The sequence below is a fragment of the Serratia sp. MYb239 genome, assembly GCF_002966855.1.
Lineage (GTDB): Bacteria > Pseudomonadota > Gammaproteobacteria > Enterobacterales > Enterobacteriaceae > Serratia_B > Serratia_B rhizosphaerae.
This window is the reverse complement of record NZ_CP023268.1, coordinates 809,402-831,739: the sequence shown is the minus strand read 5'-3', so window position 1 is coordinate 831,739 and position 22,338 is coordinate 809,402. Positions and strand designations below refer to the sequence as shown.

Annotated in this window: 23 protein-coding genes; 6 read left to right on the top strand and 17 right to left on the bottom strand. The window is 58.8% G+C overall.

From position 1 onward, the window contains the following. Positions 1–14: 14 nt before the first annotated feature. From nlpD to ftsB, 7 genes are all read right to left on the bottom strand, one after another. On the bottom strand, positions 15–1,016 hold the full coding sequence (gene nlpD / locus CLM71_RS03850; protein ID WP_187043608.1) for a murein hydrolase activator NlpD: 1,002 nt from the start codon (positions 1,014–1,016) through the stop codon (positions 15–17). 319 nt (positions 1,017–1,335) lie between these two features. Next, the gene (locus CLM71_RS03845; protein WP_105229834.1) at positions 1,336–1,962 is read right to left on the bottom strand and encodes a protein-L-isoaspartate(D-aspartate) O-methyltransferase; all 627 of its coding nucleotides are present in this window, start codon (positions 1,960–1,962) and stop codon (positions 1,336–1,338) included. After that, positions 1,956–2,717 (bottom strand): 5'/3'-nucleotidase SurE, encoded by a 762-nt coding sequence (surE, locus tag CLM71_RS03840; RefSeq protein ID WP_105229833.1) that lies wholly within the window; start codon positions 2,715–2,717, stop codon positions 1,956–1,958. Before surE ends, CLM71_RS03845 begins: the two co-directional genes overlap by 7 nt. Beyond that, entirely contained in the window at positions 2,698–3,744 is a 1,047-nt protein-coding gene (gene truD / locus CLM71_RS03835; RefSeq protein WP_105229832.1) for a tRNA pseudouridine(13) synthase TruD, read from the bottom strand. The genes surE and truD overlap by 20 nt, the downstream gene beginning before the upstream one ends. 4 nt (positions 3,745–3,748) lie before the next feature. Continuing rightward, positions 3,749–4,222 carry a 2-C-methyl-D-erythritol 2,4-cyclodiphosphate synthase gene (gene ispF / locus CLM71_RS03830; RefSeq protein ID WP_105229831.1) on the bottom strand — a complete coding sequence of 158 codons (474 nt, stop codon included), beginning with the start codon at positions 4,220–4,222 and terminating at the stop codon, positions 3,749–3,751. A gap of 11 nt (positions 4,223–4,233) precedes the next feature. Beyond that, on the bottom strand, positions 4,234–4,941 hold the full coding sequence (gene ispD / locus CLM71_RS03825; RefSeq protein ID WP_105229830.1) for a 2-C-methyl-D-erythritol 4-phosphate cytidylyltransferase: 708 nt from the start codon (positions 4,939–4,941) through the stop codon (positions 4,234–4,236). Positions 4,942–4,943: 2 nt separating this feature from the next. Then, positions 4,944–5,261 (bottom strand): cell division protein FtsB, encoded by a 318-nt coding sequence (gene ftsB / locus CLM71_RS03820; protein WP_105229829.1) that lies wholly within the window; start codon positions 5,259–5,261, stop codon positions 4,944–4,946. 403 nt (positions 5,262–5,664) lie between these two features. Between ftsB and CLM71_RS03815 the strand changes: the two genes are divergently transcribed. From CLM71_RS03815 to CLM71_RS03805, 3 genes are all read left to right on the top strand, one after another. After that, the gene (locus tag CLM71_RS03815) at positions 5,665–6,426 is read left to right on the top strand and encodes a basic amino acid ABC transporter substrate-binding protein (RefSeq protein WP_105229828.1); all 762 of its coding nucleotides are present in this window, start codon (positions 5,665–5,667) and stop codon (positions 6,424–6,426) included. Between the two features lie 105 nt (positions 6,427–6,531). Continuing rightward, positions 6,532–7,251: an amino acid ABC transporter permease gene (locus CLM71_RS03810; protein ID WP_105233214.1), complete on the top strand. Its 720-nt coding sequence runs from the start codon at positions 6,532–6,534 to the stop codon at positions 7,249–7,251. Continuing rightward, positions 7,235–7,957 (top strand): amino acid ABC transporter ATP-binding protein, encoded by a 723-nt coding sequence (locus tag CLM71_RS03805; protein ID WP_105229827.1) that lies wholly within the window; start codon positions 7,235–7,237, stop codon positions 7,955–7,957. The genes CLM71_RS03810 and CLM71_RS03805 overlap by 17 nt, the downstream gene beginning before the upstream one ends. A gap of 51 nt (positions 7,958–8,008) precedes the next feature. On the opposite strand, the gene CLM71_RS03800 is transcribed toward CLM71_RS03805, so the two are convergent. The 6 genes from CLM71_RS03800 to CLM71_RS03775 form a co-directional block, all read right to left on the bottom strand. Further along, positions 8,009–8,326 carry a DUF3561 family protein gene (locus CLM71_RS03800; protein WP_105229826.1) on the bottom strand — a complete coding sequence of 106 codons (318 nt, stop codon included), beginning with the start codon at positions 8,324–8,326 and terminating at the stop codon, positions 8,009–8,011. Positions 8,327–8,420: 94 nt separating this feature from the next. Next, the gene (cysC, locus tag CLM71_RS03795) at positions 8,421–9,050 is read right to left on the bottom strand and encodes an adenylyl-sulfate kinase (protein WP_105229825.1); all 630 of its coding nucleotides are present in this window, start codon (positions 9,048–9,050) and stop codon (positions 8,421–8,423) included. Positions 9,051–9,052: 2 nt separating this feature from the next. Further along, positions 9,053–10,480: a sulfate adenylyltransferase subunit CysN gene (gene cysN / locus CLM71_RS03790; RefSeq protein ID WP_105229824.1), complete on the bottom strand. Its 1,428-nt coding sequence runs from the start codon at positions 10,478–10,480 to the stop codon at positions 9,053–9,055. An 11-nt stretch (positions 10,481–10,491) separates the two neighbouring features. Beyond that, positions 10,492–11,400: a sulfate adenylyltransferase subunit CysD gene (gene cysD / locus CLM71_RS03785; RefSeq protein WP_105229823.1), complete on the bottom strand. Its 909-nt coding sequence runs from the start codon at positions 11,398–11,400 to the stop codon at positions 10,492–10,494. Positions 11,401–11,410: 10 nt separating this feature from the next. Continuing rightward, entirely contained in the window at positions 11,411–12,841 is a 1,431-nt protein-coding gene (gene cysG / locus CLM71_RS03780) for a siroheme synthase CysG (RefSeq protein ID WP_105229822.1), read from the bottom strand. Positions 12,842–13,035: 194 nt separating this feature from the next. Next, positions 13,036–13,416: a hypothetical protein gene (locus tag CLM71_RS03775; RefSeq protein ID WP_105229821.1), complete on the bottom strand. Its 381-nt coding sequence runs from the start codon at positions 13,414–13,416 to the stop codon at positions 13,036–13,038. Between the two features lie 236 nt (positions 13,417–13,652). On the opposite strand from CLM71_RS03775, the gene CLM71_RS03770 reads away from it, so the two are divergent. Then, on the top strand, positions 13,653–14,726 hold the full coding sequence (locus tag CLM71_RS03770; protein WP_105229820.1) for an aminopeptidase: 1,074 nt from the start codon (positions 13,653–13,655) through the stop codon (positions 14,724–14,726). 64 nt (positions 14,727–14,790) lie between these two features. Here the strand turns inward: CLM71_RS03770 and CLM71_RS03765 are convergent, their stop codons facing one another. From CLM71_RS03765 to cysJ, 3 genes are read right to left on the bottom strand one after another with little or no spacing between them, the layout of a single operon-like run. Further along, the gene (locus tag CLM71_RS03765) at positions 14,791–15,522 is read right to left on the bottom strand and encodes a phosphoadenylyl-sulfate reductase (RefSeq protein WP_105229819.1); all 732 of its coding nucleotides are present in this window, start codon (positions 15,520–15,522) and stop codon (positions 14,791–14,793) included. 17 nt (positions 15,523–15,539) lie between these two features. Further along, positions 15,540–17,255 (bottom strand): assimilatory sulfite reductase (NADPH) hemoprotein subunit, encoded by a 1,716-nt coding sequence (cysI, locus tag CLM71_RS03760; protein ID WP_105229818.1) that lies wholly within the window; start codon positions 17,253–17,255, stop codon positions 15,540–15,542. After that, positions 17,255–19,060, bottom strand: coding sequence for an NADPH-dependent assimilatory sulfite reductase flavoprotein subunit (gene cysJ, locus CLM71_RS03755; protein WP_105229817.1), 1,806 nt, complete (start codon positions 19,058–19,060; stop codon positions 17,255–17,257). Before cysJ ends, cysI begins: the two co-directional genes overlap by 1 nt. A 414-nt stretch (positions 19,061–19,474) precedes the next feature. Between cysJ and queD the strand changes: the two genes are divergently transcribed. Beyond that, positions 19,475–19,834: a 6-carboxytetrahydropterin synthase QueD gene (gene queD, locus CLM71_RS03750; RefSeq protein ID WP_105229816.1), complete on the top strand. Its 360-nt coding sequence runs from the start codon at positions 19,475–19,477 to the stop codon at positions 19,832–19,834. Positions 19,835–19,897: 63 nt separating this feature from the next. Here queD and queE read toward each other — a convergent pair whose 3' ends face one another. After that, on the bottom strand, positions 19,898–20,569 hold the full coding sequence (gene queE / locus CLM71_RS03745; protein WP_105229815.1) for a 7-carboxy-7-deazaguanine synthase QueE: 672 nt from the start codon (positions 20,567–20,569) through the stop codon (positions 19,898–19,900). Between the two features lie 264 nt (positions 20,570–20,833). Here queE and CLM71_RS03740 point away from each other — a divergent pair, with 264 nt between their 5' ends. Further along, entirely contained in the window at positions 20,834–22,174 is a 1,341-nt protein-coding gene (locus tag CLM71_RS03740) for an aromatic acid/H+ symport family MFS transporter (protein WP_105229814.1), read from the top strand. Positions 22,175–22,338: the final 164 nt, after the last annotated feature.

Sequence of the window (22,338 nt, the reverse complement as noted above, 5' to 3'; positions counted from 1 at the left end):
ATATTCTGCCCAATCTATCGCTGCGGAAGATAACGCAGCGGGTTTACGGATTTCCCCTTGTAACGAATTTCAAAATGCAAACGTACTGAACTGGTTCCGGTGCTACCCATGGTGGCTATTTTTTGACCCGCCTTCACTTCTTGTTGTTCCCGGACCAGCATTGTGTCGTTATGAGCGTAGGCGCTCAGGTAATCATCATTATGTTTGATGATGATTAGATTACCGTAACCTCGTAAAGCATTGCCGGCGTACACAACGCGACCATCAGCGGTCGCAAAAATGGCTTGCCCACGAGTGCCAGCGATATCGACCCCTTTATTCCCACCGTCTGATGAGGAAAAGTTATCAATAACCTTACCGTCAGTCGGCCAACGCCAGGTACTGACCGGCGAATTATTACTGGCGGCGCTGCTCGCCGGAGGCGTAGCAACTGGCGCGGTAACAGGAGCAGTGGCGCTTCCCGCCGCGGCGGCTCCTGCTGCAGGTAACATCTTACCTACATTCTGTTTACCCGAATTGTCAGAATACGCGTTAGTTGGTTGAGAATCAACCGTTGCCGTTTGGATCTGACTGCTGGATGGTGGTTTAGGAATACCGCCACCGGTAGCGTCCGTGGCCGCTACTACGCCGCCGCCGGCATTGGCAGAACCATTACCAAGTTGAATGGTTTGGCCAACATTCAGGCTATAGGGTTCAGGGATATTGTTGCGCTGCGCCAGATCACGGAAATCATTGCCGGTGATCCAGGCGATATAGAACAGCGTGTCGCCGCGCTTTACCGTATAGGTGCTGCCGTTGTAGCTGCCCTTTTGAATTGAGTCATAACTGCGATTATAAACGATACGCTCTTGCGGCGTGGCCTGCGCAGACGGAGCTGCAACGCTGCCAGCCGTCATCGGGCTACCGCCACCGCCGTTGACGCTGCTGATAGGAGCAGAAGACGAACCGCTGTTCGTACAACCCGCCAACCACACACCGATCATCGTACACACCGCAACCCGGCGAAAAGTAATCATTGGGCTTCCCGTGCTCATGCTTCCCCCATTACAGCATCTATAGCCAAAAAATATCCTATACAGCGTAGCTGAGCTTTAAGTCTTTTCTCAGTTTCTACCTGAAGAGGTTCCCCTGACCGATGCCTGAATACCAGGCCATCTCCCGTCAGAGAGCCAAAAATTCGTTGTCAATGTAGCGGCCTCAACGCGTCCGCGCTATCAGATAACGCCGCAGAAAGGCAATTGTATTGGAAATTAGTCTTATTGGAACGTTAAAAACCGCTCCTGACGTATGAAAGTGCAACAGATTTTGCGTTTAGCCGATAAAACAGACAGCCGGTTAGGCCAGCTCGCCTTTTACCAACGGGACAAAACGCACCGCCTCCACCGCATCAATAACAAATTCGCCACCGCGACGTTGAATACGCTTGAGAATTTGTGACTGTTCTCCCACCGGCAGCACCATAATGCCGCCCTCGTCCAGCTGTGCCATCAGCTCCTGCGGGATTTCCGGCGGCGCAGCCGTGACGATAATGGCGTCAAACGGCCCGCGCGAGGCCCAGCCTTGCCAGCCGTCGCCGTGGCGGGTGGAAACATTATGCAGATCGAGCTGCTTCAGGCGGCGCTTGGCCTGCCACTGCAACCCTTTGATGCGCTCAACGGAGCACACATGCTGGACCAGATGCGCCAGGATAGCCGTCTGGTAACCGGAACCGGTGCCGATTTCCAGCACGCGCGACGTCGGCGTCAGGTTCAGCAGTTCGGTCATACGCGCCACCGTATACGGCTGGGAGATAGTCTGCCCCGACCCTATCGGCAACGCGGTATTTTCATAGGCTTTATGCTGGAGCGCTTCATCGACAAAGCGCTCACGCGGCACGGCCGCCATGGCCTGCAACAGTCGTTCGTCCTGGATCCCCTGCTGACGCAGCTGAGCCAGCAATGTTTGCATTGACTTACTCACCATTCCCCGCTGACCTCGGCTTTGGTTAACCATGTTTTTACCACATCCTGGGCGGCATACGCGGTTAAATCCACCTGTAACGGCGTTACCGCAACATAGCCCTGCTCAACGGCAGCAAAATCCGTATCCGGCCCGGCATCAAATTTATCGCCCGGCGGCCCAATCCAGTAGAGATCCCGACCGCGCGGATCCTGCTGACAAAACACCTGCTCCGCCGGATGGCGGCTGCCGCAGCGGGTCACGCGAACCCCTTTGATTTCTGCCAGCGGCACGTCCGGCACGTTGACGTTGAGAATCTTTCCGGTGCGCAGCGGTTCACGCAGCAACGCACGCAACAGACGGCAGGTTACGGCTGCTGCGGTGTCATAATGCCGGTGGCCATTCAGCGACACCGCCAACGCCGGCAGGCCTAAATGCCGCCCTTCCATTGCTGCCGCCACGGTGCCGGAATAGATCACATCGTCGCCCAGGTTAGGGCCGGCGTTAATGCCGGAAACCACAATATCCGGCGCCGGACGCATCAGGGCGTTCACGCCCAGATACACGCAGTCGGTCGGCGTGCCCTGCAGTACGGCGATATCGCCGTTGGGCAACGTTTGGGTACGCAGAGGCGCTTCCAGCGTCAACGCATTGGACGCGCCGCTGCGATTGCGATCGGGGGCGACAACCATCACTTCGGCAAACTCACGCAACGCCGCAGCCAGCACCTGAATGCCCGGCGCGCTGACGCCGTCATCGTTACTCAGTAATATCCGCATCACGGTTATCCTGCTGCATAATCTCGCGAACTACGCTGGTGGCGAAACTGCCGGCCGGCAGCCAAAAACGCAGTTCAACGGTGACATCATCCCACCAGTTCCATTGCATATTCTGCGGCTGCAACAGCAAAGCGCGTCTGGCAGGGTCTACGCGCTCACGCTTTAAGAGACTAAGCAATTGTGGCTGCTGCGCCAAGCACTGTTGTTCAAAATCCAGCGCAGCGCCGGCGGTGCCGGGCTCGCCATCTCCCGGCAGCGGCGCGGTAATCAGCAGTTCACCGTCATTCACGCGCTGCTGCACATTCTCCAGCTCATCCGCCTTGGCGACAAACCAGCTGCCGCGTCCGCTCAGTTGCAACGCATCACCTTCCAGCACGCTGCGCTGCTGCTGATTGGCCAGCCGCGTCGACGTCACCAGATTAAACAGGGCGCTGCGGCTGGCGGAAAGGTAAAAGCTGCGCTTGTTGCGTTCTTTAACGCGAATCTCGTCATTGGCCCAGCGGCGCGCCATCGTCAGATTATTACCGCCGTGGCCAAAGCGCTGGCTGCCGAAATAATTCGGCACGCCGTCTGCGGCAATCGCCTGCAGACGACGCTCTACGTCGTCACGATCGCTGATATGGCGCAGCACCAGCGTAAAACCGTTGCCTTTCAGCGTGCCAATGCGCAGTTTACGGCGATGACGAGCGGCGGCGAGCACTTCGCAGCCTTCCAGCTCAAAACGGGCGAGATCGGGCGTTTCCTTGCCCGGCAGGTGCAGGCAGAACCACTGCTCGGTCACCGCGTGGCGGTCTTTCAGGCCGGCATAGCTGACCGCGCGTCCGTGAACGCCGGCAAAACGCGCCAGATAGTCGGCGACAAACTGCGTATTGCAGCCGTTTTTGCGGATATTGACCAGCAGATGCTCGCCCTCACCGTCCGGCGTAAAGCCCAGGTCTTCCACCACCACGAAATCTTCCGGGTTGGCCTTCAGTACGCCGCTGGACGACGGCTGACCGTGCAACCAGGTCAGGTTTGCCATATCCATCGGCTTACTCCTTGATTAACAAGGCAACCGCTTCGCAGGCAATCCCTTCGCCACGGCCGGTGAAACCCAATTTTTCCGTAGTGGTCGCCTTAACGTTGACATCATCCATATGACACTGCAGATCTTCCGCCAGAAAAACGCGCATCTGCGGAATATGCGGCGCCATTTTCGGCGCCTGAGCGATAATCGTGACGTCCAGGTTGCCCAGACGGTAGCCTTTGGCGCGGATACGGCGCCAGGCTTCACGCAGCAGTTCGCGGCTGTCGGCGCCTTTAAAGGTCGGGTCGGTATCCGGGAACAGCTTGCCGATATCGCCCAGCGCAGCGGCGCCCAGCAGCGCGTCGGTAGCGGCGTGCAGCGCCACATCACCGTCGGAATGGGCCAGCAAACCTTGTTCGTAAGGAATGCGGACGCCACCGATCACCAGCGGGCCTTCGCCGCCGAATTTATGTACATCAAAACCGTGACCGATTCGCATCGAGCCTGCTCCTATTGGTTCAACTGGGTTAAATAAAACGCCGCCAGCCGTAAATCTTCCGGCCGCGTCACTTTAATATTATCGGCGCGTCCCGCCACCAGCAGCGGATGGTAGCCGCAATGCTCCAGCGCCGAGGCTTCATCGGTGACGTTCGCCCCTTCATCCATCGCCCGCTGCAGGCACTGTTTCAACAGCGCCTGCGGGAAGAGCTGCGGCGTCAGCGCGTGCCATAAGTCCTGGCGCTCCACCGTATGGGCGATGGCCGCAACCCCGCTTTCCGCACGTTTCATGGTGTCGCGCACCGGCGCGGCAAGAATGCCACCCACTTTACTGTGTTCGGTAATCGCCAGCAGACGCTCAAGATCGTCAGCATGCAGACACGGACGCGCGGCGTCGTGCACCAGCACCCATTCGGCGTCGCCCGCCAGCTGCAGGCCGGCCATCACCGAATCGGCGCGCTGCTGGCCGCCGACCGTCACCACCACCCGCGGATCGCGGGCAATCGGTAAACGGGCAAAGTGGCCATCGTCCGGGCCGATGGCGACGATCGCCTGACGGACACGCGGATGACGCAGCAAAGCGTGGATCGCATGTTCAAGGATAGTTTGGTTGCCGATGGTGAGGTACTGCTTTGGGCAATCTGTTTGCATACGGCTGCCGATGCCTGCCGCCGGCAGTACGGCAACCACCTGCGGCAAGGAGCCTGCGGAGTGATTCATGTTTATTTTACGTTGTTTTGCGAGGAAGGCGTCACGCCGCGTCTGGATTGGTCAGGAACCAGACGATAGAAAGTTTCTCCGGGCTTGATCATGCCCAGCTCGTTACGCGCGCGCTCTTCAATCGCTTCCTGACCACCGTTAAGATCGTCGATTTCGGCGAACAGCTGATCGTTACGCGCCTTCAACTTGGCGTTGCTGCCCTGCTGGACTGCAACATCGTCATTGACCCGCACGTAATCGTGAACCCCATTCTTGCCCAGCCACAGCGAATACTGCAACCAACCAAGCAATGCCAACAATAGTAGCGTAAGTTTTCCCATCCCCGCCCCCTGAAAAACTGCCTAATCATCCCACAACTTTTCGTTGGACTCCACACTGAGAGCAGCAATTCGCCGCCAGTTTAAGAATACGGATGAGAACTTATGTGCGTTTATAACCTAAAAACGCGTTGAAAGCGGCAAAAAAAACCCTCACAGCCGGAAAAAACCAGACGAACGCCCAATGACCGAGCGCTCATGGTTCATATTTTATACAGCGAATAACACTGGCTTACCGGCAACGCCGCCAAGGTTTCAACCAGCCGACGGAGGAAAATGAATATTTAACACCGTAAAACAACAAAACCTACCGGCTTAGTTGTAATTTCACCCCCACGTTATTATTTTTATGCATCAAATATGAATAAACACCAACAAAGACAACCATAACTTCCGGGGATTCGCCATGTTAAAACACCTGCTGCTGATAGCAGCCTGCCTGACCGCCAGCTTTTCCGCCGCTGCTGAGACGACCTATGTGGTCGGCTCCGGCGGCACCTACCGTCCGTTCGAGTTCGAAAACAGCAATAAACAGCTGGAAGGCTTTGATATTGATATTATTAAAGCCGTCGCCGATGCCGAGGGCTTCAAGATCAAGCTGGTCAATACGCCGTGGGAAGGCATCTTCGCCACGCTGAACTCCGGCGATCGTGACATCATTATCTCCGGCATTACCATTACCGATAAACGCAAGCAGATGGTGGAATTCTCCGCGCCGTACTTCCCGGCGGAGCAGGCGATCGTGGTGCCGAAGGATTCGACGGTCGACGCCATCGCCGCGCTGAAGGCGCTGAAGGTCGGCGTAGTCAACTCCAGCACCGGCGATATCGTGGTATCCGACGTGCTGGGGAAAAACAGCACCGCCATCAAACGCTTCGACAATACGCCGCTGATGCTGCAAGAGCTGTATGAAGACGGCATCGGCGCGGCAGTCGGCGACGTCGGCGTCGCCAAGTTCTATATCAAGACGCATCCGGAAAAGCAGTTCAAGCTGGTGTCCGACGCCAAGTTTGAACGGCAGTATTTCGGCATCGCCGTCGCCAAAGGCAACGATGAGCTGCGCGACAAGATCAACGCCGGCCTGAAGAAAATCATCGCCGACGGCACCTACGCCAAAATCTACCAGACCTGGTTTGACAACAACGTCCCCACGCTGCCGGCCCAATAATCCACGCGCCGATACGGGCCGGATACGTCCGGCCCTGCAACTGCCAATAAGGAACTTACCGTGAACTTCCGCTGGGAGATCATCCAGGAGTACGCCCCGCTGTTTATGGAAGGCGCCTGGATGACCATCAAATGCACCATTATCTGCGTCCTGCTGGGCACCACCTGGGGCCTGATACTCGGTTTAGGCCGGCTGGCGCAGGCGCCGCACGGCGTCTGGAAACCTATTTTGCACTACGGCGTTCAATGGCCGGTGCGTATCTATATCAGCGCCTTCCGCGGCACGCCGCTGTTCGTGCAGATCATGGTGGTGCACTTCGCCCTGGTGCCGCTGTTTATCAACCCGCGCGACGGCCTGCTGATCGCTGGCGGCATTATGAGCAGCGATTTCGCCCGCGAACTGCGCGCCGATTACGGCGCTTTCCTGTCCTGCGTGGTAGCGATTACGCTTAACGCCGGCGCCTATGTGTCCGAAATTTTCCGCGCAGGGATCCAGTCTATCGACCGTGGGCAGATGGAGGCCTCGCGCTCGCTCGGCATGAGCTACGGCAAGACCATGCGCAAAGTCATTTTGCCGCAGGCGTTTCGCCGCATGCTGCCGCCGCTGGGCAATAACGCCATCGCCATCGTGAAGGATTCCTCGCTGGCCTCTGCCATCGGCCTGGCCGATCTGGCCTACGCGGCGCGCACCGTATCCGGCGCCTACGCCACCTACTGGGAACCCTATCTGACCATCTCGCTGGTCTATTGGGTCATCACTTTCTTGCTGTCGCTGATGGTGCAGCATATGGAAAAGAGGTTCGGGAAAAGTGATTCGCGTACATAATCTGCAAAAACAGTTTGGCGCCACCCATGTGCTGCGCGGCATTGACTGCCAGATTGCCGCCAACGAAGTGGTGTGCGTCATCGGCCCGTCCGGCTCCGGCAAAAGCACCTTCCTGCGCTGCCTAAACGCGCTGGAAAGCCTGTCCGGCGGCGAAATCGAGGTTAACGGCTTCGCGATTCACGATCGGAAGACCGATCTCAATAAAATGCGCGCCAGCGTCGGCATGGTATTCCAACGCTTTAACCTGTTCCCGCATATGACCGTGCTGGAAAATATTATTATGGCGCCGATGGACGTGAAACGACTCTCCCGCGCCGACGCCACGCGGCAGGCCGAAACGTTACTGCGCAAGGTCGGTCTGCTGGATAAAATCGACGCCTATCCCGGCAGCCTGTCCGGCGGCCAGCAGCAGCGGGTAGCGATTGCCCGTGCGCTGGCCATGGAGCCGAAAGTCATGCTGTTCGACGAGCCGACCTCCGCGCTCGACCCGGAGCTGGTCGGCGAAGTGCTGGCGGTGATCAAGGCACTGGCCCATGAAGGCATGACCATGGTGGTAGTGACGCACGAAATGGCGTTTGCCCGCGAGGTGGCGGATCGGGTGCTGTTTATCGATCAGGGCGTCATTCAGGAGGAAGGGACACCGCAGCAGATTTTCGGCCAGCCGGCCAATCCGCGTACTCAGGCGTTTTTAAGCAAAGTTTTGTAACCTTCGGCACGGCTTTGCAATCAGTCGGCGCGCGCTTACGCGCCCGGCTGGTTACCAACCGCTCAACAGACTGAACACCAGCCAGAACAGACAAAGCACCACGACGCCGGTCAGCAGCAGCGTCAAAATCAGACGCCCGCGCAGCAGCATACTGAGTGTGATGCCGATCAGGACTGACACCGGCATTAAAGCCAGGAAGAAAGGCCAGGTATACAGCAGGAAAAACAGCGTGTTGGAGCCATAGACCAAGAACGGCAGCGTAAACGCCAGCCAATAGAAAACGAAACCGCTGACGCCACCGAGAAACGAGTAAGAAGGTTCTTCTTTCTCTGATGTTGAATCAATCACGACGGGCGAGACATTTTGCATAGTAATCCCTGGTTATTCATCGCTCTCAGCACGCTCTGCGGCGTGTCAGAGTAAAAAGCGCATGGCAGATAACCGCCACACGCTTTTTGGGAACTCAGGGTTTGATAATAGCCTGACCACGCAGCACGTCTAACAATTGCGCAACCAAATTTGTTACCAATTGTTCGCCATTCAGGTGAATATCTGCCGCCTCCGGCGCCTGATAAACCGCGTCGATGCCGGTGAAATTGCGCAGCTCGCCGGCGCGGGCTTTTTTGTATAAGCCCTTCGGATCGCGCGCTTCACAGATGGCCAGCGGCGTGTCGACAAACACCTCGACAAACTGGCCGTCGTCCAGCATGTCACGCACCATTTGCCGTTCAGCGCGGTGCGGAGAAATAAACGCGGTCAGCACCACCAGGCCGGCATCCACCATCAGCTTCGCCACTTCGCCGACCCGGCGAATGTTCTCGCGACGGTCATCATCCGAAAAGCCCAGATCGCGGCATAGCCCGTGGCGCACGTTATCGCCGTCAAGCAGATAGGTGCGCACACCCATCGCGTGCAGCGCCTGCTCCAGCGCGCCGGCCACGGTGGATTTTCCCGAGCCGGACAGCCCGGTAAACCACAGCACCACGCCGCGATGGCCATTGCGCGTTTCGCGGTCCGCACGCGTTACCGCATGCGGATGCCACACCACGTTTTCATCGTCCGGCCCGGTCGGCCGCTGTTCACGCTCGGCCACGCTTACCGGCCTCCGAGCAGGTCGCGCGCGCCCCAGTGCGGGAAGTGCTTGCGCACCAGCGCATTCAGCTCCAGCTCAAACGCGCTGAACTCGCCGGCGGCGGCCGTGGTTGCCTGCTGCGCCTCACGGATCAGGCCGGCGCCGACGGTGACGTTGCTCAGACGGTCGATAATAATCATGCCGCCGGTATCCGGGTTGCTCTGGTAGCTGTCGAGCACCAGCGGTTCGTCAAAGGTCAGCGCCACCAGGCCGATGCCGTTCAGCGGCAGGCTGTCGGTCTGATACTGCGCCAGCGAGTTGATTTCTACCTGATGGCGAATCGCCTCCACCCGGGCGCGGGTTTTCTTGCCGGCCACCTTGATATCATAGCTCTGCCCCGGCTGCAGCGGCTGTTCCGCCATCCAGACCACATCCACCAGCGCGCTTTGCGCCGCCTGCAGGTCATCATCGGCCGCCACCAGCAGATCGCCGCGGCTGATATCCACTTCATCCTGCAGCACCAGCGTCACCGCCTCGCCCGGCACCGCTTCCTGCAGGTCGCCGTCAAAGGTGACGATGCGCGCAATGCTGGACTCCACGCCGGAAGGCAGCACTTTTACCCGCTGCCCGACGCGCGCCTTGCCGGCGGACAACGTGCCGGCATAGCCGCGGAAATCCAGGTTCGGGCGGTTAACGTACTGCACCGGGAAACGCAGCGGCTGGGCTTCCGAACGGCCAATCACCTCCACACTTTCCAACACTTCCAGCAGCGTCGGGCCGCTGTACCATGGCATGTTGGCGCTCTGGCCGGCAACGTTATCGCCGTCCAGCGCCGACAGCGGCACAAACTTGATATCGAGATCGTTTGGCAGCTGTTGGGCAAAGGTCAGGTAGTCCTGTTTGAACTGCTCAAACACCTGCTCGCTGTAATCCACCAGATCCATTTTGTTGACCGCCACCACCAGGTGACGAATGCCAAGCAGCGTGGCGATAAAGCTGTGGCGGCGCGTCTGGTCCAGCACGCCTTTACGCGCATCAATCAGCAGAATCGCCAGATCGCAGGTCGATGCGCCGGTGGCCATATTACGGGTGTACTGCTCATGCCCCGGTGTATCGGCGATGATAAATTTGCGCTTCTCGGTGGAGAAGTAGCGATAGGCCACGTCGATGGTGATGCCCTGCTCGCGTTCGGCCTGCAGGCCGTCCACCAGCAGCGCCAGGTCGAGCTTTTCGCCCTGCGTGCCCAGACGTTTGCTGTCGGTGTGCAGCGTAGACAGCTGATCTTCATAAATCTGACGGGTATCGTGCAGCAGGCGGCCAATCAGGGTGCTTTTGCCGTCATCGACGCTGCCGCAGGTCAGAAAACGCAGCAGGCTCTTATGCTGCTGCGCGTGTAAATAGGCTTCCACCCCGCCCTGCTCGGCGATTTGTTGTGCAATTACGTTATTCATCCGGCGGCTCCTTAGAAATACCCTTGACGCTTTTTCAGCTCCATCGAGCCGGACTGATCGCGGTCAATCATACGGCCCTGACGCTCGCTGGTGGTGGAGACCAGCATCTCCTCGATGATTTCCGGCAGCGTTTCCGCCGAGGACTCCACCGCGCCGGTCAGCGGCCAGCAGCCCAGCGTGCGGAAGCGCACCATACGCTGGCTGATCACTTCGCCCGGCTGCAGATCGATACGGTCGTCATCCACCATCATCAGCATGCCGTCACGCTCCAGCACCGGACGCGGCTTCGCCAGATACAGCGGCACGATGTCGATGTTTTCCAGGAAGATGTACTGCCAGATGTCCAGCTCGGTCCAGTTCGACAGCGGGAATACGCGGATGCTTTCCCCTTTGTTAATCTGGCCGTTGTAGTTGTGCCACAGCTCCGGACGCTGGTTCTTCGGATCCCAGCGGTGGAAACGGTCGCGGAATGAGTAAATACGCTCTTTGGCGCGGGATTTTTCCTCATCGCGCCGCGCGCCGCCAAAGGCAGCGTCAAAACCGTACTTGTTCAGCGCCTGCTTCAGGCCTTCGGTTTTCATGATATCGGTATGCTTGGCGCTGCCGTGCTCGAACGGGTTAATCCCCATCGCCACCCCTTCCGGGTTTTTATGCACCAGCAGCTCAAAACCGTACTCTTTCGCCGTGCGGTCGCGGAACTGATACATCTCCTGGAATTTCCAGCCGGTATCCACATGCAGCAGCGGGAACGGCAGGGTGCCCGGATAGAAGGCCTTGCGCGCCAGATGCAGCATCACCGAAGAGTCTTTACCGATGGAGTACAGCATCACCGGGTTGCTGAATTCAGCGGCAACTTCACGGATGATATGGATACTCTCCGCCTCCAATTGCCGCAAGTGAGTGAGTCGTTTTTCGTCCATAACAGATCCTTTAAGCCAAATTCACTACGGCGGGACGCGCGGCCCCGTCCGTCTGAGGTTGATGCCCAAACCAGGCGATTTGATGGTGCAGTTCCACCACTTCGCCAATCACCAACAGCGCCGGCAACGGCGCCTGTCGGGCTAATTGTTCCAACTGCTGCAGCGTACCGGTCAGCACCTGCTGGTCGGCACGCGTGCCACGGCTGATCACCGCCACCGGGGTCTGCGCCTCGCGGCCATGGGCGATCAGGCGCTGGCTGATATCCGCCGCCTTCATGGTGCCCATGTAAATCGCCAGCGTCTGGCGCGCACGCGCCAGGTCGGCCCAGTCCAGCCCGTCGCCGTCGGGACGGCAGTGGCCGGTGATAAAGGTCACGCTCTGCGCATGGTCACGGTGGGTCAGCGGGATGCCGGCATAGGCCGTCGCACCGGCCGCCGCCGTGACGCCCGGCACCACCTGGAACGGAATCCCCGCCGCCGCCGCAACCTGCAGCTCTTCGCCACCGCGGCCAAAGATAAACGGGTCGCCGCCCTTCAGGCGCACCACGCGCTTGCCCTGCTGCGCCAGTTCCACCAGCAGGCGGTTGGTCTCTTCCTGGATCACCAGATGCGCGCCGGCGCGTTTGCCTACGCAGATGCGTTCCGCGTCACGACGCACCAGATCGAGAATCTCGTCGCTCACCAGGTGGTCGTACAGCACCACGTCGGCCTGCTGCATCACCTGCAGGCCGCGTAAGGTCAGCAGACCAACATCGCCCGGCCCGGCGCCGACCAGCGCAATCTCGCCCTGCGCTGCCTCATCGCCGGCGGCAAACGCGGCCAGGTCTTGTTCCAGCTGTTGCTGCGCCTGCTGCGGCTGCTCATTGGCCGCCAGCGTGGCAAAGCGGCCGTTAAGAGATTTTTCCCAGAAACGGCGGCGTGCGCCGATCGAACTCAGCTGCTGTTTTACCCGAGCGCGAAAACCGCCAGCCAGTTGCGCCATGGTGCCAAGGCTGGCCGGCAGCAGCGCTTCCAGCTTTTCACGCAGCATCCGCGCCAGCACCGGCGCCTTGCCGCCGGATGACACCGCCACCATCAGCGGTGAACGGTCAACAATCGACGGAAAGATAAATGAGCAACGCGGCTGATCGTCCACCACGTTGGCCAGCAAGCGGCGCTTATCCGCCTCGGCATAAACCTGGGCGTTCAACGCGGCGTCGTCGGTTGCGGCGATCACCAGAAACACCTCATCCAACTGGTGCGGCGCAAACGCCTGCCCCAGCCAGTTGATGCGTCCAGACTGGCGATGCTGTTCAAGTTCCGGTGAGAGCGACTGCGCAACTATCCGTATTTCAGCCCCGGCGCGCGCAAGCAGTTCAACTTTACGCGCAGCAACTTCACCGCCGCCAACGACCAGTACCGGACGTTGTTTCAGATCGGCAAATATTGGTAGATAGTCCACAACAGCCTTTTCATATAACGGAAAGATAGTGTGACTATACGGGCTGCGATTTAGCCCCTGAAATGACGAAAAGGAATGAGATGTGCATTTATGGAATATAGGCCGCAGCGTCGGCGCGGCGCAGCGCTGGGTTACGCCGCCATCATGCCTGAACAGACAGGCACATAACGCCGTTTAAGAGATGGCGAAACCGCTCAGAACCACAGCTTAGCGGCGGTCATGCACAGTGCGGCAACGCCGAATATACAGCTGACCATCCATTTGGTTTGGCTGACAACCTCTTTATTCACCAAACCAATTTCCCGGTGCAGCAGGGCCACCTCCTTATGCAGATCGCCCTTGGTGACAAATTCCAGCGAACGCATGTTCAGCGCGGCCAAATCCAGTTTGACCTGGTTAACGTCCACCTCCACCCGTTCGACGCGCTTTTCCACTCCCTCAATGCGCTGCCCCATCCCTTCAATGCGCAGATCCATCCCCTCAATGCGCTGCTCCAGCCGTTCAACTCGCTGATCCATGCGCTCAATCTTTTGCTCAACGACACCCAGACGGTTTTCCAGTTTATCCAGCATCATGCGCTCTCCCTGCCGAGAAAAATCATCTCGCCGGATAGTAGCCACATTTTTCAGACGGTTAAATAGCGATTCCGCTAATTTGCCATACGCCTCGCAATCGCCTTCCAGCGACGACGTTCAGCTTTTACCGCCATAAATTAAGAGCGGATGAAATTGTCTAATCCACCATTGCGTTTCATACTAAGGCCGAAAAAATAATCGGCGTCATTGAGCGCCTACGAGAAGGATTTTCCGCTATGTTTTCCCGCCAGTGTCTGAAAGCCGGCCTGTTGGCCGCGGCATTCAGCAGCGTTTTTTGCGCCTCAGCCGCGACGCATCCCGGCCAGGATGCGCCAATAGGCAAATTCGCCGCCGAAAAAATGCGGTATATCGCCACCTACTTTCCGGGGCGTATGGCCGGCAGCCCGGCTGAACAGCTGACCGCCGACTACCTGAAACAGCAATTCACCCAGATGGGTTATCAGAGCAATATTCGCAGTATTAACAGCCGCTATCTCTATACCAACAAAAACGGCAGCGAGAACTGGCGCAATATTCGCGTCAATTCCGTGATCGCCGCCAAAAGCGGCGATCGGCCGCAGCAGATCGTCATCATGGCGCATTTCGATACCTATACGCCGCGCAGCGATGCCGACGTCGACAACAACCTGGGTGGCCTGACGCTGCAAGGGGTCGACGATAACGCCTCCGGCGTCGGCGTGATGCTGGAGCTGGCGCAGCGGATGAAGGATATCCCCACCCGCTACAGCCTGCGCTTTATCGCCACCAGCGGCGAGGAGCTTGGCTCGCTGGGCGCGAAAAATTATCTGCAGCGCATGAGTGCGGAAGAGCGGGCGAACACGCTGCTGGTGATTAATCTCGACAGCCTGATCACCGGCGACAAACTCTATTTCCACGCCGGCCGCAACACGCCGCCGAAGGTCGCCAAACAGAGCCGCGATCGGGCGCTGGATATCGCCCACCGCTACGGCATCGCCGCCTCGCTCAACCCCGGCAGCGACCACTATCCGAAAGGCACTGGCTGCTGCTCCGATCAGCAGGTATTTGACGACGCGCGTATTCCGGTCATGGCGGTCGAGGCCACCAACTGGGCGCTGGGCAAAAAAGACGGCTATCAGCAGCGTGCGGTCAGCCCGCACTTCCCGCAGGGCGTCTCCTGGCACCGGCCGCAGTACGACAACGTACAATATCTGGACCGCTACCTGCCGGGACGGATTGATAAGCGCAGCCGGGACAGCGTTCAGGTGCTGCTGCCGCTGTTAAAAGAGCTGGCGCAGGCGCACCCGGCGCCAAAAGCGAAAAAACCATAAAAAAAAGGGATGGCCGGCGCCATCCCTTCTTCGTTATTCCGTCTGCGCACTCAGCGCATCCGGATTACTCATGCAGCCCGCATTCACGTTTCAGGCCGAAGAAGCGCGTCTCTTCTTCATTCATGCCCGGCTCCCACTTGCGCGTGGTGTGGGTATCCCCCACCGACAGGTAGCCCTGCTCCCGCAGCGGGTGATAGCTCAGCCCGTGATCCGTCAGATACTGATAAATCTGACGGTTGTCCCAGTCAATGATCGGCAGCACCTTAAAGACGCCGCGCTGTACCGCCAGAACCGGCAGGTTGGCGCGGCTGCCGGACTGCTCGCGGCGCAGGCCGGCGAACCAGGTGTTGGCGCCCAGCGTTTCCAGCGCGCGGTTCATCGGCTCAACCTTATTGAGCTGGTTATAGCGCTCAATCCCTTCGACGCCCTGCTCCCACAGTTTGCCGTAGCGCGCTTCCTGCCAGGCCGGCGAGTGCTCGGCGCGGAACACCTGCAGGTTCAGGTTCAGTTTGTCGGTCAGCTGATCGACAAACTGATAGGTTTCCGGGAACAGATAGCCGGTATCGGTCAGGATCACCGGAATATCCGGCTGGATACGCGTCACCAGATGCAGACAGACCGCGGCCTGAATCCCGAAGCTGGAAGAGAGCACAAACGCGCCCGGCAGCTGTTCCAGCGCCCACTCCACGCGCTGTTGCGCAGAGAGCCGCTCCAGTTTGCCGTTGACCTCAGCCAGCGCCAGCGCCTGCCCGGATTTCGGCAGCGCATTCAGCGCCGCCAGATCGAATTCAGCCATGTTGTCAGCCTCCTCGGTTAGTCCCAGAAATCCTGCGCCGGATCCACCACCGGACGGATAATGCCGGCGCGGATGGTGAAGTCGCCGAACCCTTCGCCCGCGTTGCGCTCTTGCGCCCAGCGGCCGACCAGTTGGTCGATCTCCTGCAGGATCTGCTCTTCATTGATATTCTCGCGATACATGCGCGGGATACGCGTCCCTTCGCGGTTGCCGCCCAGATGCAGGTTATAACGGCCGACCGCTTTACCCACCAGGCCGATCTCCGCCAGCAGCGCGCGGCCGCAGCCGTTCGGGCAGCCGGTCACGCGCAGCACCACGTGCTCATCGCCCACCCCGTGCTGATGCATGATGCCTTCAACCTTGGTGACAAACTGCGGCAGGAAGCGCTCGGCCTCCGCCATCGCCAGCGGGCAGGTCGGGTACGACACGCAGGCCATCGAGTTTTTACGCTGCTCGCTGACGCCGTCATCGATCAGACCGTGTGCGCGGGCGATGGCTTCAATATTGGCCTTCTCGCTTTCCGGCACGCCGGCGACGATCAGGTTCTGGTTGGCGGTCAGGCGGAAGTCGCCCTGATGCACTCTGGCAATTTCCGCCACGCCGCTTTTCAGCGGACGGCCCGGATAGTCCAGCAGACGGCCGTTCTCGATAAACAGCGTCAGGTGCCAGTGGTTATCGACCCCTTTCACCCAGCCGATGCGGTCGCCGCGGCCGGTAAACTCATAAGGGCGAATCGGCTCGAAGGTGATGCCGGCGCGTTTTTCCACTTCGGCGCGGAAGGTGTCGACGCCGACACGCTCCAGCGTATATTTGGTTTTGGCGTTTTTACGATCGGTACGGTTGCCCCAGTCACGCTGGGTGGTTACCACCGCCTCGGCCACCGCCAGCGTATGCTCCAGCGGAATGTAGCCGAATTCGCTGGCGTTACGCGCATAGGTTTTCTTGTTGCCGTGTTCAATCGACAGGCCGCCGCCCACCAGCAGGTTAAAGCCCACCAGCTTGCCGTTTTCCGCAATGGCGACAAAGTTCATGTCGTTGGCGTGCAGATCGACGTCGTTCTGCGGCGGGATCACCACCGTGGTTTTGAACTTGCGCGGCAGATAGGTCGGGCCGAGGATCGGTTCTTCGTCAGTGGTCGCCACCTTCTCTTTATCCAGCCACACTTCCGCATAGGCGCGGGTGCGCGGCAGCAGATGCTCGGAGATTTTTTTCGCCCACTCGTAGGCTTCCTGATGCAGCTCGGACTCCACCGGGTTCGAGGTGCACAACACGTTACGGTTAACGTCGTTGGCGGTCGCCAGTGCGTCCAGCCCCAGCTTGTTCAGCAGCTGGTGCACCGGCTTCACGTTGCCTTTCAGAATGCCGTGAAACTGGAAAGTCTGACGGTTGGTCAGGCGAATGCTGCCGTACAGCGTGCTCTCCTCGGCAAACTTATCAATGCCCAGCCACTGCTGCGGGCTGATAATACCGCCGGGCAGACGGCAGCGCAGCATCATCGCATGGCGCGGCTCCAGTTTCTGCTCGGCGCGTTCGGCGCGGATATCGCGATCGTCCTGCTGATACATACCGTGGAAACGGATCAGCAGGAAGTTGTCGCCGTTAAAGCCGCCGGTCAGACCGTCATTCAGATCTTCGGCGATGGTGCCGCGCAGGAAGTTACTCTCACGCTTCATGCGCTCGGCATCGGCCAGTTTGCCTTCTACAACCAGAGGGCCGGGGTGTTTATCACTCATCAGTAAACATCTCGCTGATAACGGCGCTCAAAGCGCAGCTCACTTAAAAATTCGTCGGCCTGCTCGGTATCCATCCCACCGTGCTCGGCGACCAGTTCCAGTAATGTATTTTCCACGTCTTTCGCCATGCGATTGGCATCGCCGCAGACGTAAATGTGCGCGCCTTGCTGGATCCAGCGCCACACTTCCGCGCCCTGTTCGCGCAGTTTGTCCTGTACATACACTTTGTGCTGCTGGTCACGCGACCAGGCCAGATCGATGCGGGTCAGCAGGCCGTCTTTCACGTAGCGCTGCCACTCCACCTGATAGAGGAAGTCTTCGGTAAAGTGCGGGTTGCCGAAGAACAGCCAGTTCTTGCCGCCGGCGCCGTCGGCGTCGCGCTGCTGCATAAAGGCGCGGAACGGCGCGATGCCGGTGCCGGGGCCGATCATGATCACCGGCGTGTCCGGGTTGGCCGGCAGGCGGAAGTTGTCGTTGTGTTCGATAAACACCCGCACATCACCGTCTTCCTCCAGGCGATCGGCCAGGAAGCTCGATGCGCCGCCGGCGCGCGCGCGGCCGTCGATGTCATAGCGCACCACGCCGACCGTGACATGCACTTCGTTTTCCGTTTCCGCCTGCGAAGAGGCAATGGAGTACAGGCGCGGCGTCAGCGGACGCAACAGGCCAAGCAGCTGTTCGGCGCTGAGTTCAACCGGCGCCTGACGCACCATATCGACGATCGGCGTATTATGCGCATACTGCTGCAGCGCGGCTTTGTCGGCCACCAACGCCAGCAGCTTTTCATCACGCGCCAGCGCGGCGTATTTCTCTACGATTGGCGTAGTGTTCTGCGTCAGCTCATAGTGGCTGCGCAATGCGTCACTCAGCGGCAGCGTTTTACCGTCCACCTCGACCGCTTCATCGCCTTTCAGCCACAGCAGCTGCACCAGTTCGTCGACCAGCGCCGGATCGTTATCGAACCAGACGCCCAGCGCATCGCCAGGCTGATAGCGCAGCCCGGAGTCGCCCAGGTCGATCTCAATGTGGCGCACGTCTTTATCGGAATGACGGCCAGTCACCTTTTGGTTCACCGCCAGCTGCGCCGTCAGCGGCTGCTCTTTGCTGTACGGACTGCTGTCGAGCTGGTCTACCGCACCGCCGGCCAGCACGCCCGGCGCGGCGCTTTCCGTTGGCGCGCGCTCTTTCAGCACCGTCACCACCTGTTTGCGCCAGGCAGCTGCCACGTCCTGATACTCGACGTCGGCATCAATACGTTCAACCAGACGTTCGGCGCCCAGTTCCGCCAGTTTGGCGTCGAAATCCTTGCCGGACTGGCAGAAATTCTCATAGGACGTATCGCCCAGGCCAAATACCGCAAAGGCGGTTTCATTCAGCTTCGGCGCTTTTTTGGAATGCAGGAACTTATGCAGCGCCACCGCCTCTTCCGCCGGTTCGCCTTCGCCCTGGGTGGAGGCCACCACGATCAGCAGGCGTTCCTGAGCGATCTGCTTATATTTGTAATCCCCGGCATTGGCCAGGTTGACGCTCAGCTTGGCCTCCAGCAGATCGTCGCGCAGCTGTTCCGCCAGGCGACGGGCGTTGCCGGTCTGCGAGGCGGAAATAATGGTAATGCTCGGCGCGGCAGCAGCAGCGGGCGCGGCCGGCAAGGCGACGGCTCCGGGCTGTTGGTTAACCATTCCCCAGAAGTAACCGGACAGCCACGCCAGCTGCGTCGGCGAATAGTCGCCAATCGCCGCCTGCAGGTTAGAGAGCTGTTCGGGCGTCAGCGGGAGCAAAGATGTTGGAGGAGCCTGAGTCGTCATTGCGGACATAATTCCTATGCTTAGCCAGTGTCATTCGCTGTCTTTTCGTTCAGTCTGATTTCCTGAAAAGATCAGGAGAGTTTGTAAGGTTACCGAGCCAAATAGCAACGAATAAATAAGGGATAGCAATAATTAATAACCAAAATGACTAAGCTGTTTTACTGGTAAGGCATAACGCTTAAAGCGCTAAGGTTTCATTTTTATCATTTTGAATTTAATGCGATTTTTTTGATGTTTTTTGAATGAATCGCATTTACCCGCTAACCGGCCCGGCCGGTAAGGCCCCGCAGGCGTCAATAAAAAATGCAGAGGATGCATTGCGTGCGCAATCATGTAGACCATAACGGTATAAATGGCAAGCAATCACGCTTTCCGGTAGTATGCGTCGGTTTTTGAGTCAATGAGGCCGTAACAATGGCAACCACGCTGTTTAAAGATTTTCAATTTGAAGCCGCACACCGCCTGCCGCATGTGCCTGAAGGCCATAAATGCGGCCGTCTGCACGGGCATTCGTTTATGGTGCGTCTGGAGATAACCGGTGAGGTGGATCCGCACACCGGCTGGGTAATGGACTTTGCCGAACTGAAAGCCGCATTCAAACCCGTTTGGGAGCGGTTGGATCACCATTATCTGAACGATATTCCAGGGCTGGAAAATCCGACCAGTGAAGTGCTCGCCGCCTGGATCTGGCAGCAGATGAAACCGCTGCTGCCGGAACTGAGCGCGGTGATGGTGAAAGAGACCTGCACCGCCGGCTGCGTCTATAAAGGTTAAGCGCGCAACGATAACGGGCGCGCAGTGCCGCGTCCCGCTATCTTGCCCGCCGGCCGGACAGCCTTAAGCAATATTCAGATACTTGTGCGTCTGCATCGACAAGCGCCAGTTGCGCTCGATGCAGGTGGCGATACAAAGCTTCGTCGCTTCATCTTTCTGACTGATCGGCTGCAGGGCGATCACCCGCCGTTTCTCATCGTGCAGCGTCTCCAACAGCGCATCCAGCGCGTCAATATCGCGCTGACGCCCGACCGGATGTTTGATTTCATCCGCACGCGTTAGCGCCTGATCCAATACTTTCATGCCGCCGCGCATATTCACCTTCGGGGAAACCGTCACCCAGGTATCCGCCGTGCACTGCACCTCGTGGGTGCCGCTGGTTTCGATCTGACAGCCGTAGCCGTGCTCTTCAAACAGGCGGGTCAGCGGGGTTAAATCGTAAATGCACGGTTCGCCGCCGGTAATGACGATATGGCGCGCGCTATAGCCCTGCTGGCGTATTACCGCCAGCAGCTGTTCGGCGCTGGCGCTGCCCCAGGCGTCGCTTTCCTCGGTTTTCACCAAAATGCGCTGCATGTCCACTTCCCGATGAGCATCCTTTTCCCAGGTGTGTTTGGTATCGCACCAGCTGCATCCTACCGGACACCCCTGCAGGCGGATAAAAATAGCCGGAACGCCGGTGAAATAACCTTCGCCCTGTAAAGTCTGGAACATCTCATTAATCGGGTACTGCATGCATCTCTCAATATTGGACAGGTAAAACGCGATTATCTCAGATTCCCGCCCGGCGGCCAAATAACCTCATCGCTGCCTATGTCGCGCTCTGGCGCACAACAATCGATCCTGCGTCGCAAAAATAACAATTAGCCAACAAATAAGATAAATGTATTTGACATTAATCCCCGCACACATCACTGATGTATATACATGCAAGCACAAGTCGGGCATCCGTTCCGGCGTTCGATACAACAACCATCACAAGCACTTTTCGAGGGGACTATGGCTCATTCCACCAAGTTGAACATCCAGCAGGCGATCGACGACAGTAAGTTCTCGCTGTTCCACTGGACGCTGATTATTCTCGGTTTTCTGGTTCTGGCTATCGACGGTTTCGACACCGCCGCCATGGGCTATATCGCGCCGGCGCTGGCCGAGGACTGGGGGATCGTCAAGCAGGATCTGGGGCCGGTGCTGAGCGCCGCCCTGCTCGGGCTGTCGCTGGGCGCGCTGGTGGCCGGGCCGCTCTCCGACCGCATCGGCCGTAAGCGGGTGCTGGTGTTTTCCTGCCTGTTCTTCGGCTTGTCCAGCCTGGCGACCGCCTACGCCGGTTCGCTCGACAGCCTGACGCTGTGGCGCTTTCTTACCGGTCTCGGCCTTGGCGCCGCCATGCCTAACGCCATTACGCTGATTTCCGAGTATGCGCCGCAGCGCTGCCGTTCACTGGCGATCAACACCATGTACTGCGGTTTTCCGCTGGGCGCCGCCGCCGGCGGCGCGATCTCCTCCTGGCTGATACCGGGCTACGGCTGGCACAGCGTGCTGCTGCTCGGCGCGATCGCACCGCTGATGCTGACGGTGCTGCTGATTCTGCTGCTGCCAGAATCGGTCAAATATCTGGTCAACCGCGGCAAGGATATGCAAAAGATCAAACGCATCACCCAGCGCTTCAGCGGAAAAAACCTCGACGGCGTCGAACATTTTTATCTGTACGAAGCGCCGCTGGCGGCGTCAAAAAGCAGCGTCGGCCTGCTGTTCAGCCGCCCCTACCTGCTCGGTACCCTGATGCTGTGGGTCACCTACTGCATGGGGCTGGTGATCTACTACATGCTGCTGAGCTGGATGCCGATTCTGATGCAGGGCCTGGGTTATCAGTTGGAGCAGTCCGCCATGCTGACCTCGCTGTTCACCTTTGGCGGCACCGCCGGCATCCTGATGGCCGGCTGGATGATGGACCGCTGGAACGCGCATAAGGTGGTCGCCGCCGGCTTCATCGTCACCGCGCTGTTGATCGTCGGCATGGCCACCGAAGATCGCCATATCGTTCTGCTGGGCGGCTTGATTTTCCTGATGGGTATTACCATGAACGGCGCACAGTCGGGGCTGCAAACGCTGGCCGCCACCTTTTACCCGACCCACAGCCGCGCCACCGGCATCGCCTGGATGCAGGGCATCGGCCGTTTCGGCGGCGTGGCCGGCACGATGATTGGCGCACAGCTGATGGCGCTGCAGTGGGAAGTGCACAGCATTCTGCTGTTCCTGTGCCTGCCGGCGGTCGTTGCCGCCGTCGCCACGCTGGTTAAAATGGCGCGCCGCAAGACGCTACAGACGGCCAATCCTTGATGCCAACGGGCGCGGCCGGCCGCGCCCGACTCTCCCGCCATAACGCTTTTTTATCCATCACGCCGACATGTAATTCTTATGTAAATTAATTGTGATTTAACGCTCAAAAATGACGCATTTTTTATTCGTTTTTGCCTGTCAGCTCACTATTCCTCGCCTTATTT

Excerpts from the sequence above, each read along its gene's own strand:
- CLM71_RS03810 (WP_105233214.1), top strand. The coding sequence starts at position 6,532 with ATGGAAGGCGCCTGGATGACCATCAAATGCACCATTATCTGCGTCCTG.
- CLM71_RS03740 (WP_105229814.1), top strand. The coding sequence starts at position 20,834 with ATGGCTCATTCCACCAAGTTGAACATCCAGCAGGCGATCGACGACAGT.
- cysJ (WP_105229817.1), bottom strand. The coding sequence starts at position 19,060 with ATGACGACTCAGGCTCCTCCAACATCTTTGCTCCCGCTGACGCCCGAA.
- cysD (WP_105229823.1), bottom strand. The coding sequence starts at position 11,400 with ATGGACGAAAAACGACTCACTCACTTGCGGCAATTGGAGGCGGAGAGT.
- ispF (WP_105229831.1), bottom strand. The coding sequence starts at position 4,222 with ATGCGAATCGGTCACGGTTTTGATGTACATAAATTCGGCGGCGAAGGC.
- cysI (WP_105229818.1), bottom strand. The coding sequence starts at position 17,255 with ATGAGTGATAAACACCCCGGCCCTCTGGTTGTAGAAGGCAAACTGGCC.
- CLM71_RS03845 (WP_105229834.1), bottom strand. The coding sequence starts at position 1,962 with ATGGTGAGTAAGTCAATGCAAACATTGCTGGCTCAGCTGCGTCAGCAG.
- surE (WP_105229833.1), bottom strand. The coding sequence starts at position 2,717 with ATGCGGATATTACTGAGTAACGATGACGGCGTCAGCGCGCCGGGCATT.
- nlpD (WP_187043608.1), bottom strand. The coding sequence starts at position 1,016 with ATGATTACTTTTCGCCGGGTTGCGGTGTGTACGATGATCGGTGTGTGG.
- CLM71_RS03815 (WP_105229828.1), top strand. The coding sequence starts at position 5,665 with ATGTTAAAACACCTGCTGCTGATAGCAGCCTGCCTGACCGCCAGCTTT.
- queE (WP_105229815.1), bottom strand. The coding sequence starts at position 20,569 with ATGCAGTACCCGATTAATGAGATGTTCCAGACTTTACAGGGCGAAGGT.
- cysN (WP_105229824.1), bottom strand. The coding sequence starts at position 10,480 with ATGAATAACGTAATTGCACAACAAATCGCCGAGCAGGGCGGGGTGGAA.
- ftsB (WP_105229829.1), bottom strand. The coding sequence starts at position 5,261 with ATGGGAAAACTTACGCTACTATTGTTGGCATTGCTTGGTTGGTTGCAG.
- truD (WP_105229832.1), bottom strand. The coding sequence starts at position 3,744 with ATGGATATGGCAAACCTGACCTGGTTGCACGGTCAGCCGTCGTCCAGC.
- queD (WP_105229816.1), top strand. The coding sequence starts at position 19,475 with ATGGCAACCACGCTGTTTAAAGATTTTCAATTTGAAGCCGCACACCGC.
- CLM71_RS03765 (WP_105229819.1), bottom strand. The coding sequence starts at position 15,522 with ATGGCTGAATTCGATCTGGCGGCGCTGAATGCGCTGCCGAAATCCGGG.
- ispD (WP_105229830.1), bottom strand. The coding sequence starts at position 4,941 with ATGAATCACTCCGCAGGCTCCTTGCCGCAGGTGGTTGCCGTACTGCCG.
- CLM71_RS03800 (WP_105229826.1), bottom strand. The coding sequence starts at position 8,326 with ATGCAAAATGTCTCGCCCGTCGTGATTGATTCAACATCAGAGAAAGAA.
- CLM71_RS03770 (WP_105229820.1), top strand. The coding sequence starts at position 13,653 with ATGTTTTCCCGCCAGTGTCTGAAAGCCGGCCTGTTGGCCGCGGCATTC.
- CLM71_RS03775 (WP_105229821.1), bottom strand. The coding sequence starts at position 13,416 with ATGATGCTGGATAAACTGGAAAACCGTCTGGGTGTCGTTGAGCAAAAG.